The 13,606-nt window shown below is 61.9% G+C and carries 12 protein-coding genes; 10 read left to right on the top strand and 2 right to left on the bottom strand.

Going from position 1 to position 13,606, the window contains the following annotated elements; all coding sequences use genetic code 11:
* The first annotated feature begins 275 nt into the window (after positions 1 to 275).
* The 3 genes from M0814_RS14275 to selO are packed head-to-tail and all read left to right on the top strand — an operon-like array spanning position 276 to position 6,918.
* Positions 276 to 2,018: a potassium/proton antiporter gene (locus tag M0814_RS14275; protein WP_003220963.1), complete on the top strand. Its 1,743-nt coding sequence runs from the start codon at positions 276 to 278 to the stop codon at positions 2,016 to 2,018.
* A 34-nt stretch (positions 2,019 to 2,052) separates the two neighbouring features.
* On the top strand, positions 2,053 to 5,406 hold the full coding sequence (mscK, locus tag M0814_RS14270) for a mechanosensitive channel MscK (protein WP_103485565.1): 3,354 nt from the start codon (positions 2,053 to 2,055) through the stop codon (positions 5,404 to 5,406).
* Between the two features lie 48 nt (positions 5,407 to 5,454).
* Positions 5,455 to 6,918 carry a protein adenylyltransferase SelO gene (gene selO / locus M0814_RS14265; RefSeq protein ID WP_103485566.1) on the top strand — a complete coding sequence of 488 codons (1,464 nt, stop codon included), beginning with the start codon at positions 5,455 to 5,457 and terminating at the stop codon, positions 6,916 to 6,918.
* 6 nt (positions 6,919 to 6,924) lie between these two features.
* On the opposite strand, the gene M0814_RS14260 is transcribed toward selO, so the two are convergent.
* Entirely contained in the window at positions 6,925 to 7,272 is a 348-nt protein-coding gene (locus M0814_RS14260; protein WP_177434720.1) for a transcriptional regulator, read from the bottom strand.
* Between the two features lie 372 nt (positions 7,273 to 7,644).
* Here M0814_RS14260 and trxC point away from each other — a divergent pair, with 372 nt between their 5' ends.
* Positions 7,645 to 8,079, top strand: a complete 435-nt coding sequence (gene trxC, locus M0814_RS14255; RefSeq protein WP_103485567.1) for a thioredoxin TrxC — start codon at positions 7,645 to 7,647, stop codon at positions 8,077 to 8,079.
* 113 nt (positions 8,080 to 8,192) lie between these two features.
* On the opposite strand, the gene M0814_RS14250 is transcribed toward trxC, so the two are convergent.
* Positions 8,193 to 8,963, bottom strand: a complete 771-nt coding sequence (locus tag M0814_RS14250; RefSeq protein WP_103485568.1) for a ParA family protein — start codon at positions 8,961 to 8,963, stop codon at positions 8,193 to 8,195.
* Positions 8,964 to 9,314: 351 nt separating this feature from the next.
* On the opposite strand from M0814_RS14250, the gene M0814_RS14245 reads away from it, so the two are divergent.
* From M0814_RS14245 to M0814_RS14220, 6 genes are read left to right on the top strand one after another with little or no spacing between them, the layout of a single operon-like run.
* Positions 9,315 to 10,043 (top strand): beta-ketoacyl synthase chain length factor, encoded by a 729-nt coding sequence (locus M0814_RS14245; protein ID WP_103485569.1) that lies wholly within the window; start codon positions 9,315 to 9,317, stop codon positions 10,041 to 10,043.
* Complete coding sequence (locus M0814_RS14240; RefSeq protein WP_103485570.1) at positions 10,019 to 10,825, top strand: lysophospholipid acyltransferase family protein; 807 nt, start codon at positions 10,019 to 10,021, stop codon at positions 10,823 to 10,825. The genes M0814_RS14245 and M0814_RS14240 overlap by 25 nt, the downstream gene beginning before the upstream one ends.
* On the top strand, positions 10,809 to 11,084 hold the full coding sequence (locus tag M0814_RS14235) for a phosphopantetheine-binding protein (protein WP_003220949.1): 276 nt from the start codon (positions 10,809 to 10,811) through the stop codon (positions 11,082 to 11,084). The genes M0814_RS14240 and M0814_RS14235 overlap by 17 nt, the downstream gene beginning before the upstream one ends.
* 9 nt (positions 11,085 to 11,093) lie before the next feature.
* Entirely contained in the window at positions 11,094 to 11,348 is a 255-nt protein-coding gene (locus M0814_RS14230) for an acyl carrier protein (RefSeq protein ID WP_003220947.1), read from the top strand.
* On the top strand, positions 11,345 to 11,890 hold the full coding sequence (locus tag M0814_RS14225) for a hypothetical protein (protein ID WP_103485571.1): 546 nt from the start codon (positions 11,345 to 11,347) through the stop codon (positions 11,888 to 11,890). Before M0814_RS14230 ends, M0814_RS14225 begins: the two co-directional genes overlap by 4 nt.
* A complete protein-coding gene (locus M0814_RS14220; RefSeq protein ID WP_103485572.1) occupies positions 11,887 to 13,566 on the top strand; it encodes an acyl-CoA synthetase family protein in 1,680 nt (559 codons plus the stop codon). The genes M0814_RS14225 and M0814_RS14220 overlap by 4 nt, the downstream gene beginning before the upstream one ends.
* The last annotated feature ends 40 nt before the right edge of the window (positions 13,567 to 13,606 follow it).

Genomic DNA, 13,606 nt, shown 5'->3' with positions numbered 1-13,606 from the left:
GGGAGAGGGGGAAAGGGAGCACATTGGGGGCTTTGCAGATTTTGAGTTCGGCTCGATATTGCAGGTCGGTGTAACTTGAACAAACCCCGCGGTCGGTCCCCTCTCCCTCCGGGAGAGGGCTAGGGTGAGGGTAGCGATCCCCAGCCGAACCCATACCTCAAATCCCATAGCGTAAAAAGCTTTTTGACAGCATCACATTTCAACAGGTTAGAATCGCTGGCACGCAGACTGCATGGTCAGTTTGTGCCCGTCTTTACGCTTCTGGAGTACTGCCTTTGAATGCGACGACCATCAACAGCCTGTTCTTGATCGGCGCGTTGCTGGTAGGTGCGAGCATTCTTGTCAGCTCACTTTCCTCCCGTCTCGGCATCCCCATTCTGGTGATCATCCTCGCGGTCGGCATGACCGCCGGGGTCGATGGCGGCGGGATCATTTTCGATAACTACCCGACGGCCTATCTGGTCGGCAACCTCGCACTGGCGGTGATCCTGCTCGACGGTGGCTTGCGTACCCGGGTTTCGAGTTTCCGCGTGGCCTTGTGGCCGGCGCTGTCGCTGGCGACGGTCGGGGTGTTGATCACCACCGGACTGACCGGCATGGCCGCCGCGTGGCTGTTCGACCTGAACCTGATTCAGGGCCTGCTGATCGGCGCCATCGTTGGCTCTACGGACGCCGCCGCGGTGTTCTCGCTGCTCGGCGGCAAGGGCCTCAACGAACGGGTGACCGCCAGCCTGGAAATCGAATCCGGCAGCAACGATCCGATGGCGGTGTTCCTCACCGTGACCCTGATCGACATGCTCGCCAGCGGCCAGACCGGCCTGCACTGGAGCCTGCTCGGGCATCTGGTGCGCGAGTTCGGCATCGGTGGCGTGATCGGTCTGGGCGGCGGCTGGCTGATGCTGCAACTGGTCAACCGGATCAACCTCGCCACCGGCCTGTACCCGATTCTGGTGATCGCCGGTGGTCTGGTGGTGTTCGCCCTGACCAACGCCCTGCACGGCAGCGGTTTCCTCGCGGTGTACCTGTGCGGTCTGGTGATCGGCAACCGCCCGGTGCGCAGCCGTCACGGCATCCTGCACATGCTCGACGGCATGGCATGGCTGGCGCAGATCGGCATGTTCCTCGTGCTGGGGCTGCTGGTCACCCCGCATGACTTGCTGCCGATCGCCCTGCCCGCGCTGGGTCTGGCGCTGTGGATGATTCTGTTCGCCCGGCCACTGTCGGTGCTGGTCGGCCTGCTGCCGTTCAAGGCGTTCCATGGCCGCGAGAAAGCGTTTATTTCCTGGGTCGGCCTGCGTGGCGCGGTCCCGATCATTCTCGCGGTGTTCCCGTTGATGGCCGGGCTGCCGAATGCGCAGCTGTACTTCAACCTCGCGTTCTTCATCGTGCTGGTGTCGCTGCTGGTGCAGGGCACGAGCCTGCCGTGGGTGGCCAAACTGCTCAAGGTGACGGTACCGCCGGAGCCTGCGCCGATCTCACGTTCGGCGCTGGAAGTGCACATCACCAGCGAGTGGGAGCTGTTCGTTTACAAGCTCGGCGCCGAGAAATGGTGCATCGGCTCACCCCTGCGTGAGCTGAAAATGCCCGAAGGTACGCGCATCGCGGCCCTGTTTCGTGGCCAGCAACTGCTCCATCCGTCGGGTAGTACGGTGCTGGAAGTGGATGATTTGCTGTGTGTGATCGGCCATGAACACAACCTTCCGGCCCTCGGCAAACTGTTCAGCCAGGCGCCTCAACGTGGTCTGGATCTGCGCTTCTTCGGTGACTTCGTACTCGAAGGAGACGCCCAGCTTAAAGCGGTTGCAGCGCTTTACGGGTTGCCGGCCGAGGGCATCGATCCGGACATGACGCTGGGTGCGTTCATTGCCCAGAAGGTCGGTGGTGCACCGATCGTTGGCGACCAGGTGGAGTGGAACAACACCCACTGGACGGTTGCGGTCATGGACGGGAACAAGATCGGCAAAGTGGGCGTCAGATTCCCCGAAGGAAGTCGCCCGGGTCCCGGTCTCTTCCTCTAAACTGCGTCCACTATCACTTGCTTGACCGGTCTCTATGCCTACCCTGCGCTCTTTCTTTTTCGCGGCCCTGCTGGGCCTGAGTCTTTCCGTCGGCCCGCTGTATGCCGCCGAACCACCGTCCAGCGAAGCCGTGCAGGCCAGCCTGGACAAACTGGCCGACAGCAAACTGCCGGATGCCGATAAAAAGACCCTGCAGACGGTCCTGCAAAATACCCTCAATCAGCTCAACAACCGGCGTGACTACGACCAGAAGCTGATCGACCTCAAGCAACAACTGGCCTCCGCCCCGCGGCAGACCATCGAGAACACCCGCGAACTGGCACGCCTCAAGGCCACGGCGGTGGTACCGATGGCGCAGCGCTTCCCCAGGGAGTCGATTCCGCAGTTGGAGCAGATCCTCACGGATCGCTCGACCCAGCAAAGCGATCTGCAAAAAGCGCTGGCCGATGCCAATAGCCTGATCATCACCGCCCAGACCCGTCCCGAGCGCGCCCAGGCGGAAATCTCCGCCAGCCAGACGCGCATCCAGCAGATCAACACCATCCTCAAGTCCGGCAAGGACAGCGGCAAGACCGTCAGCGCCGAACAACGCGACCAGTTGAACGCCGAACTGGCCGCGCTGAACGCGCTGATCCCGCTGCGCCGTCAGGAACTGGCGGGCAACAGCCAGTTGCAGGATCTGGGCAACAGCCAGCACGATCTGCTCTCGGAGAAATCCGACCGTCTCGACCGCGAGATCCAGGAACTGCAGACCCTGATCAACCAGAAACGTCTGGCGCAGTCGCAGGAAACCGTTACCCAGCAATCGATCGAGGCGCAGAAGGCCGGCGGCAGCAGCCTGCTCGCCAGCGAAAGCGCGGCCAACCTCAAGCTTTCGGACTACTTGCTCAAAAGCACTGACCGCCTCAACGAAGTCACCCAGCAGAACCTGCAGACCAAACAGCAACTCGACAGCCTGACCCAGAGCGACTCGGCCCTCGACGAGCAGATCAACGTGCTCAAGGGCAGCCTGTTGCTGTCGAAGATTCTCTACAAGCAGAAACAGGCGCTGCCACGACTCAAGGTCGACCGCGATCTGGCGGACCAGATCGCCGACATTCGCCTGTATCAGTTCGAAGTCAGCCAGCAGCGCGAACTGCTGAGCAACCCGGCGACCTACGTCGACAATCTGCTCTCCACCCAGCCGCCGGAGCAAGTCACCCCGCAGCTGCGCAGGAGCCTGCTGGATCTGGCCAATACCCGCGCCGATCTGCTGGAGCGCCTGAACCGCGAACTGAGCGCGGTGCTCAACGAATCGATCACCCTGCAGCTCAATCAGAAACAACTGCTGAGCACCGCGCAAAGCCTGCGCGCGACCCTTGACGAGCAGATGTTCTGGATTCCCAGCAACAAGCCGCTGGACGCCGAATGGCTGCGCGGCGTGCCGGAGCGTCTGCAACGTCAGGTAGACACCCTGCCGTGGGCCTCAAGCCTGAGCGAACTGACCGACGGTCTGACCCAGCGTCCACTGCTGTTCCTGCCGCTGGCCCTTCTGATCGGCGCGCTGCTGTGGCGGCGCAAACATCTGTATGCGCGGCTGAACAAGGTTCACCAGGACATCGGTCACTTCAAGCGCGACAGCCAGTGGCACACGCCGCAGGCGATCCTGATCAACATTCTGCTGGCGATGCCGGTAGCCCTGGGTCTGGGCTTGTGCGGTCTGGCCCTGCAAATCGACGCCCGCGGGCAAAACGCCAACATGGGCGCGGCGCTGCTGCAAATGGGCCAGGCATGGCTGGTGTTCTACACCGCCTACCGGATTCTCGCGCCGGGCGGCGTGGCCGAGTTGCACTTTCGCTGGGAAAAACCACAGGTCGAATTCCTTCAAGGCTGGGTACGTCGCCTGGGTCTGGTGGTCATGGCACTGGTGGCGGTCGTGGCCGTCGCCGAGCTGCAACCGGCGGCGCTGGCAGACGACGTACTGGGCATGCCGGTGGTGCTGACCTGCTATGCGCTGATGGCATGGCTGCTCAGCCGCCTGTTGATCAGCAGTCCGGCCCATGAAAACGCTTCGCTGTTCCGCAAGGCCGTGGGCATCATGTTCACCCTGCTGCCGATCGCCCTGTTCGTCGCGGTGTGCTTCGGCTACTACTACACCGCGCTGAAACTCAGCGACCGGCTGATCAACACCCTGTACCTGCTGATGTTCTGGCTGGTGATCGAAGCCACGTTCGTGCGTGGTCTGGCGGTTGCCGCACGCCGTCTGGCTTACCAGCGCGCCCTGGCCAAACGCCAAGCCGCGAAAGAGGCCGGCGACGGCGAAGCGGTGATCGAAGAGCCGACCCTGGACATCGAAAAGGTCAACGAACAGTCGCTGCGTCTGATCCGTCTGGCGCTGCTCGGTGGCTTCATCGCCGCGCTGTACTGGGTCTGGGCCGACCTGATCTCGGTGTTCTCGTACCTCGACAACATCACCCTCTACGAATACACCAGCGGCACCGGGGCGAACATGAGCATGGTGCCGATCAGCATCGGCGACATGCTCGGTGCACTGATCATCATCGGCATCACCTTCGCGCTGGCGCGCAACTTGCCGGGTCTGCTCGAAGTATTAGTGCTGTCGAAACTCAATCTGGCGCAGGGCAGCGCCTATGCGACCACGACGCTGCTGTCTTACGTGATCGCCGGCGTCGGTTTTGTCTCCACGCTGTCGACCCTCGGCGTCAGTTGGGACAAGTTGCAGTGGCTGGTGGCGGCGCTGTCGGTCGGCCTCGGTTTCGGTATGCAGGAGATCTTCGCGAACTTCATCTCCGGCATCATGATCCTGTTCGAACGCCCGGTGCGGATCGGCGACACCATCACCATCGGCAACCTGTCCGGCACGGTGAGCAAGATCCGCATCCGCGCCACGACCATCACCGACTTCGACCGCAAGGACATCATTGTCCCGAACAAGACGTTCATCACCGGGCAACTGATCAACTGGTCGCTGACCGACACCATCACCCGCGTCACCCTGAAACTCGGCGTGGATTACGGCTCCGATCTGGATCTGGTCAAGGAGCTGCTGCTCAAGGCCGCCCGGGAAAACCCGCGCGTCCTCAAGGAACCCGAGCCGCACGTGTACTTCCTCAACTTCGGCGAAAGCACCCTCGACCACGAATTGCGCATGCACGTGCGCGACCTCGGTGACCGCAACCCGGTGATCGACGAAGTGAACCGCTTCATCAACCGCGAGTTCAAGAAGCAGCACATCAACATCTCGTTCCGCCAGATGGAGGTGTATCTGAAAAACCTTCACGGCCAGGAATACAAGTTGGTGCCGGTCGAGGACGACAGCAAAACCATCGTACCGATCAGCGGCGAGCAAAAGCCGCTGCAAGAGCCGCCGCCGGCCAAACTCGACTAACCGGTCTAATCCCAGCAGAATGCTCGGACATTCTGCTGGAGCCGGCCCTTGAAAGCCCTCGACGAACTGACCTTCGACAATCGCTTCGCTCGCCTGGGCGACGCGTTCTCCGCCCACGTGCTGCCCGAACCGATCGACAACCCGCGTCTGGTCGTCGCCAGCCCGGCGGCCCTGGCCTTGCTCGATCTCGAACCGACGACGGCTGACACTCAGGAATTCGCCGAACTGTTCGGCGGCCACAAGTTATGGGCGGATGCCGAGCCACGGGCGATGGTCTATTCCGGGCACCAGTTCGGCGGCTACACGCCGCAACTGGGCGATGGTCGCGGCTTACTGCTGGGCGAGGTTTACAACAACGCTGGCGAGCACTGGGACCTGCATTTGAAGGGCGCCGGGCAGACACCGTTTTCGCGCATGGGCGATGGCCGCGCGGTGTTGCGTTCGTCGATCCGCGAATTCCTTGCCTCCGAGGCGCTGCACGCGCTGAACATCCCGTCTTCGCGCGCGGCCTGCGTGATCGGCTCCGACACTCCGGTGTGGCGCGAAAAGCAGGAACGCGCGGCGATGGTGCTGCGTCTGGCGCCGAGCCATGTGCGCTTCGGCCACTTCGAATACTTCTACTACACCAAGCGTCCCGAGCAGCAGAAACAGCTCGGTGAGCACGTACTGGCGATGCACTATCCCGAATGCCTGGAGCAGCCTGAGCCGTATCTGGCGATGTTCCGCGAGATCGTCGAGCGCAATGCCGAACTGATCGCCAAGTGGCAGGCCTACGGCTTCTGTCACGGCGTGATGAACACCGACAACATGTCGATCCTCGGCATCACCTTCGACTTCGGCCCGTTCGCCTTCCTCGACGATTTCGACGCCAACTTCATCTGCAACCACTCCGATGATCAGGGCCGCTACTCGTTCAGCAACCAAGTGCCGATCGGCCAGTGGAACCTCAGCGCCCTGGCCCAGGCCCTGACGCCGTTCATCAGCGTCGAAGCCCTGCGCGAAACCCTCGGCCTGTACCTGCCCCTGTTCCAGGCGCACTACCTCGACCTGATGCGTCGTCGCCTCGGTTTCAACAGCGCCGAGGACGACGACCAGAAACTGCTCGAAGACCTGTTGCAACTGATGCAGAACAGCGGCGTCGACTACACCTTGTTTTTCCGCCGCCTCGGCGACCAGTCCGCAGAGCAAGCTGTCGCCCGCCTGCGCGATGACTTCGTCGACATCAAAGGCTTCGATGCCTGGGGCGAGCGCTACGTGGCCCGGGTTGCCCGCGATAGCGACAGCAATCAGGAACAACGCCGCACACGGATGCACGCGGTCAATCCGCTGTACATCCTGCGCAACTACCTGGCACAAAAAGCCATCGACGCCGCCGAACAAGGCGACTACTCCGAGGTGCGCCGGCTGCATGCGGTGCTGAGCAAACCGTTCGACGAACAGCCGGGGATGGAGGGTTATGCCGAGCGGCCGCCGGAGTGGGGCAAGCATCTGGAGATCAGTTGTTCGTCTTGAGACAGACTAGATGAATACGTCTACAGGCACCTTGAAGTAGTCGGCCAACCAGCGAACCTGCCGCAGGTTCAATTTGCGCTTGCCGTTCAGAATTTCTGAAACAACGGATTGAGTACCCACACCCGGCAGATCGCTTTGAGTCAGACCATGTTCGCGCATCATGTAGCCGAGGACCTCTTCTCCGCTCGCATCGGCCATCGGATGGTGTGTGCGATCCCACTCGGCAATCCAGTCACTGATGATGTCCAGCAGACTCGCGAGTGGGTGCGAGCCATCATCACCGGTTATCTCAAGGATCTCTTCGACGGCCTGAACCAAGGCGTCGTAGTCATCTTCATTTTCTGGCCGACGCAGCGGACGAGGAAAGAAATCCGGATTTTGGTCAGCACCGGAATCTAGCCAAACATTCTCGAAACCAACAAAGTCCCCGGCAAGCGAGTAAATCGCGCGGGCATTTAAGTCTTTAACAAACTCAGATCCTTCTAAAAGCTGTGAGAGCGAAAGACGTTTGCCCGTTGTGAAGGCCATAGGGATGGAGTCCAAGAGTTATTCCATTCAGGTCGGCACAAGATATCAATTGGATCAAATACGGATAATCAGACTCGGCCCCGACGCGCGTAGGTCCTTTCCTTAAGTGACGATGGTAATGACCTACAGACCAATTCCTTGATAATCGCGACTTTGCCTCCAGATCAGACTTATAGACTTCCTGCCCGAGAGCCCATCATGTCTGAACCACTCCTAATCCCCTGCCCCGCCTGCAACGGCCTCAACCGCATCCCCGCCGAACGCCTGGGCGATCAGCCGAAGTGCGGGCGCTGCAAATCCGAGGTGCTGTTAAGCAAGCCGTTCGAACTCAAGCAAGGCGACTACGCCAGCCAGATCAAAGGTGATCTGCCGTTGTTGGTGGATGTGTGGGCGGACTGGTGTGGGCCGTGCAAGTCGTTTGCACCGGTGTTCGAGCAAGCGGCGGCGCAGTTGGCGGGCAAGTGCCGGTTGGCCAAGCTCGACAGCGAAGCCAATCAGCAGTTGTCGGCGCAGTTGGGGATTCGTTCGATTCCGAGCCTGATTCTGTTCAAGAACGGTCGGGAAGTGGCACGCCAAAGTGGGGCATTTCCGTTGCCACAGTTGATGGCGTGGCTGCGTAGCCAGGGCATCTGACCCTCCAGAGAACCCAATGTGGGAGCGAGCCTGCTCGCGAAGGCGTCCGTTCAGTCAACAGAGATGTTGAATGTGCTGGCCTCTTCGCGAGCAGGCTCGCTCCCACAGGAAAATCAGTGGTCTTCGAGCAGGTTGTGCAGCTCAACGAACTGCTGCGTCAGTTTGTGCCGTGGGTCGAGGTGGATCAGCGGGGTGCTGGCCTGGTGCGACTCGCGCATGCGCACCGAGCTGTTCAGGTACACCGGCAGCACCGGCAAGCCCTCGGCAATCAGCTCATCGAGTATCTGCTGCGGCAGGCTGGCCCGGGCCTGGAACTGGTTGACCACGATGCCTTCGACTTCCAGCCCTTCGTTGTGGTCTTCCTTCAACTCTCCGATTTCCGCTAGCAGGCCGTACAGCGCCTGGCGCGAGAAGCTGTCGCAATCGAAGGGAATCAGCACACGATCAGCGGCAATCAGTGCCGATACCGCGTAAAAGTTCAGCGCGGGAGGGGTGTCGAGATAAATCCGGTCGTATTCGCCATCCAGTTCATCCAGCAACTTACGCAGCTTGTTGATCTTGTGCTTGGCCTCAAGCTTGGGCTGCAGATCGGCCAGTTCAGCGGTGGCGGTGATGATGTGCAGGTTGTCGAACGGGGTTTCGTAGATGTCGGCCTGGTTTTTCTTCGAGAACGGCCCGGAAGACAGGGTCTGCTTGAAGAAGTCGGCAATGCCCATCGGTATGTCATTCCCGGTGAGCCCCGTCAGATACTGAGTGGAGTTGGCCTGGGCATCGAGGTCGACCAACAGCGTGCGATAGCCCTCGCTGGCACTCACCGCCGCCAGATTGCAGGCAATGCTGGATTTGCCCACGCCACCTTTCTGATTGAACACCACGCGCCGCATGACAAAACCTCCGTGTATCAAAGAATGACCGAGTGTAGTTGCCTGTGCGTGCGCTTCGCTACCTTCAACGACACGGACTACAGAGTCAGGCGCAAAAATCAGCGGGAACAGAGGGCAAAAACCTCCCGTGTGCGCTGATAGGCCCGACAGACAAATCCCCCACGATCCGGATAATGGCCAAGTGACAGTTTTTCTGCGAACCACTCAGTACATTTCGTTGAGCAAAACGTAACCAACATTTGCTACACACTCGTCGCACCGGGATAATGCGCGCCACCCGGCGCCAAGTGCCACGTCAGGTCAGCCGCGGCTTTGGCGACTCAAAGCGTCATAAAAGCCCGCAGGGGCGGGATGAACTCCGTGATCAACTTCAACATCGCCCAATGGCGCGCGTGGGCCCCGGGGCTCGACAGCGTGGACGCGTGGCAGGCCTGGAGCCGACAACCGGTCGTGCTCCCGGGCAGCGATGTCGCGCCCGATGTGTCGTTTCTGCCGGCGATGCAGCGCCGTCGGCTCAGCCGCCTGGCGCGCATGGCGTTCAGTGTCGGCTGGCCGCTGGCCGACGGACGGGAGAACCTGCCGCTGGTGTTTGTTTCGCGACACGGCGAAACCCCGCGTACCTTCGAGATCCTCAGTGATCTGGCCAAGGACGAGCCGTTGTCGCCGACCCAGTTCAGCCTGTCGGTGCACAACGCAATCATCGGTCTGTGGTCGATCATGCGCGGCGAAACCAGCGAAATGACCGCCCTCGCGGCGGCGGGCGACGGCCTGGAACATGGCATCCTCGAAGCCGCTGCCCTGCTCGACGAAGGCGCTCCGGCGGTGCTGCTGATCATCACCGAAGAGCAGCCGCCCCAGGCCTATTCGCAGTGGATCGACGACGTCCCGTTCCCTTATGCGCTGGGCCTGCTGCTCACTCCCGGTACCGACTGGCGGCTGACCCTGAACAGCGGCCAGGAAACAGTGTCCAAAGCGCACTGGCCACACGCGCTCAATCTGTTGCGCACCCTGCTCGGCCAGCAATCCCATTGCCAACATGCCTGGAAAAATCGTGTATGGACCTGGCAACGCAACCCGTGACCGCGAAGAACCGCGACGCCTATTACTGGCGCTTGCTGGCCACCGCCGCCAGTTTCGCTCTGTTCGGGCTGGGCGGGCTGTGCCTGCGCCTGCTGGTGTTCCCGTTGCTCGGCTATTTGCCGGGAGACGCGCTCAAGCATCGCCAGCGCGCGCGGCAGACCGTCAGTCGGCTGTTCTGGTTTTTCGTGCGGTTCATGGCCCGCAGCGGCGTCCTGACCTACGACATTCAAGGGGCGGAACGCCTCGGCCGGCCGGGGCAGATGATCATCGCCAACCACCCGTCGCTGATCGACGTGGTGTTCCTGATCGGCCTGGTACGTCAGGCCAATTGCGTGGTGAAGAAAAGCCTGTGGGAAAACCCCTTCACCCGCGGCCCGCTGCGCAGCACCGAATACATCAGCAATGACGGCAGCATGGACATGCTCGATGCCGCGGCCGAATCCCTGCAAAACGGCCAGACCCTGATCATTTTCCCCGAGGGCACGCGCACTCAACCCGGTCAGGCGCCAGCCTTTCATCGGGGGGCGGCGGCGATTGCCCTGCGCGGTGCGAAAATCCTTACGCCAGTGGTCATCAAGGTCAATCCGACCACCCTGACCAAGGCCGAACCCTGGTATCGCATCCCTCACCGCCGCGTGCACTTCAGTTTTCGTATCGGGGCCGATATAGATCCACAGACTTTCGCCACGCAAGGCCCTGCACCGCAGGCCTCGCGCAAGCTCAATGATTATTTGCACTCTTACTACATTAAGGAGCTCGCCGAAGATGAGCGATCTGAATAACCCTGGCCTGGTGCGCGACATCAAACTGCTGATCATCGATGCCCTGGGCCTCGAAGACATCAGCGTCGACGACATCGGCGACGAACAGACGCTGTTCGGCGAAGGCCTGGGCCTGGATTCCGTCGACGCACTGGAACTGGGTCTGGCGATCCAGAAAAAGTACGGCATCAAGATCGACGCCGACGCCAAAGACACCCGTAACCACTTCACCAACGTGGCGAGCCTTGCGGCATTCGTCACGGCAAAAAAGGCAGCTTGAGACCGGACCATGCAAACTCGTGACGACATTTTCAACACCCTGCGCGATGCCTTGGTCGAGCTGTTCGAACTGGATCCGGCGCGGATCAGCCTGGAGTCCAACCTGTATCAGGATCTGGAAATCGACAGCATCGACGCGGTCGACCTGATCGATCACATCAAACGCCAGACCGGCAAGAAAATCGCCGCCGAAGAATTCAAATCGGTGCGCACTGTCGGTGACGTGGTCGAGGCGGTCTACCGTCTGGTTCAACCGGCCGCATGAGCCGATTGATCGGCCTCGGCCTGCTGTTGGCGGGGCTGCTGTACCCCTTTGCGGTGTATTTCGGCATGGAGCACTTCGCCCCGTGGCAGTTCGGACTGCTGCTGGGCGGCCTGTGGCTGGCGCGCGCGCTGACCGGCGAGCGCAAGCCCGGCAGCCGCTGGATGGCCTGCGTGGCGACCGTGTTCTGCCTGCTGCTGGCGCTGTTCGACAGTCCGCTGTTGCTGCGCTGGTATCCGGTGTTGATCAGCGGCTTCATGCTGGTGCTGTTCAGCCTGAGCCTGAAATACGGGCCGCCGATGGTCGAGCGCCTGGCGCGACTGCGCGAGCCGCACCTGCCGCCCGAGGCGATCCGCTACACCCGCCAGGTCACCGTGGCCTGGAGCGTGTTTTTCTTCTGCAACGGTTTGTGCGCCGCGCTCCTGACCCTGTGGGCGCCGCTGCATTGGTGGATGTTGTACACCGGCCTGATCTCCTACGGATTGATCGGCCTGATGTTTGCCATTGAATGGCTGATACGACAACGGGTAAGAGGCCGTAAATGAACTGGATAAAACTTGAGCAACTGTTGCTCAAGGCCCTGCCGGAGCGCGCGATCAGCGCCGCCCCGGCGCTCGACCACACGCAACTGCGCGAGCAGGCGCTGAGCGTTGCCGCCGGCCTGCAGGCACGCGGCGTGCAGCGCATGGCGGTACATCTGGAAGATGCCGCCGACCTCGCCATCGCCCTGCTCGGAGCCTGGCGCGCGGGTGTCAGCGTCCTGCTGCCCTCCGATCTGCAAGCGCAGACCCGCCAGCGCTGGTCGAGTGAGGTCGATCTGTGGTTGAGCGATCACCCCGATGATGCTCACTTGAGCGATCTGCTGCAGCCGGCCCTGCCCGGCGCCGAACTCGATCTCGTGCAGTGCCGCCTGAGCCTGTGCACCTCCGGCTCCAGCGGTGAACCCAAGCGCATCGACAAGACCCTGCGCCAACTGGCCAACGAGGTCGAGGCACTGGAGCAACTGTGGGGCGCGGATCTCGGTGAAGCCTGGATCATCGGCAGCGTCGCCACCCAGCACATCTACGGTTTGTTGTTCCGGGTGCTGTGGCCGCTGTGCGCCGGACGTCCGTTCGGGCGCAAGCAACTGGCATTTTCGGAAGACCTGCAGCGCGCCAGCCGCGAACACCCGGCCTTCGCCTGGGTCGCCAGCCCGGCGCTGCTCAAGCGCATGGGCGACAACCTCGACTGGCCGGCCCTGAGCGCCGTGCGCCGGGTGTTTTCCTCCGGCGGTGCGTTACCGGCAGACGCAGCACAGAGTCTGCAGCAACGCCTGCACCAGTGGCCGACGGAAATCCTCGGCAGCTCGGAAACCGGTGGCATCGCCTGGCGTCAGGGCGCCAGCCTGTGGCAGCCCTTCGCCGGGGTTGAACTGAGTCAGGACAGCGACGGCGCCCTGCTGATCGCTTCACCGTACTTGCCCGCCGGGCATGTCGAACACACCGCCGACGCCGCGCGTATCGCTGCCGACGGGCGTTTCGAACTGCTCGGGCGGCTGGACCGCATCGTCAAACTCGAAGAGAAACGTATCTCCCTGCCGATGCTGGAACAGGCGCTGATCGCCCACGACTGGGTCGCCGAAGCACGCCTGGGCGTGGTTCAGGAAAACCGTGCGGTGCTGGGTGCCTTGCTGGTGCTCAGCGACGCGGGCCTGTTTGCCTTGCGTGAACAGGGCCGTCGCAGCCTGACCGAAGCCCTGCGCAAACACCTGAGCCAGCATTGCGAAGCGCTGGCCTTGCCCCGGCGCTGGCGTCTGGTGCGGCAACTGCCGCTGAACAGCCAGGGCAAGCTACCGCAGGCCGACATCGAAGCGCTGCTGCTGGCGCCACGGCCGAAAGCCCCGGAGGTGCTGGAACAGCTCGAAACCGACGGCGAGTGGAGCCTGCAATTGAGTGTTCCGCCGGACCTGGCCTACTTCAGCGGTCACTTCCCCAAGGCCCCGGTGCTGCCCGGCGTGGTGCAAGTCGAATGGGCTCTGAAACTCGGTCAGCAACTGCTGAACCTGCCCGGCAAATTTGCCGGCATGGAAGTGCTGAAATTCCAGCAACTGGTGCGCCCGGGCGATGAAATCCAGCTACACCTGCGTTTCGATCCCGAACGCGGCAAGCTGTATTTCGCCTACCGCAACGACACCGCGACCTGCTCCAGCGGGCGAATCCTGCTAGGAGCCGCCGATGCATAACCTGTGGCGAGGGAGCTTGCTCCCGCTGGGCTGCGAAGCG

Source organism: Pseudomonas sp. MWU12-2020 (genome assembly GCF_023100605.1).
Lineage (GTDB): Bacteria > Pseudomonadota > Gammaproteobacteria > Pseudomonadales > Pseudomonadaceae > Aquipseudomonas > Aquipseudomonas fluorescens_H.
The sequence above is the reverse complement of the archived record's forward strand: the minus strand, read 5'-3'. Positions and strand labels throughout refer to the sequence as shown.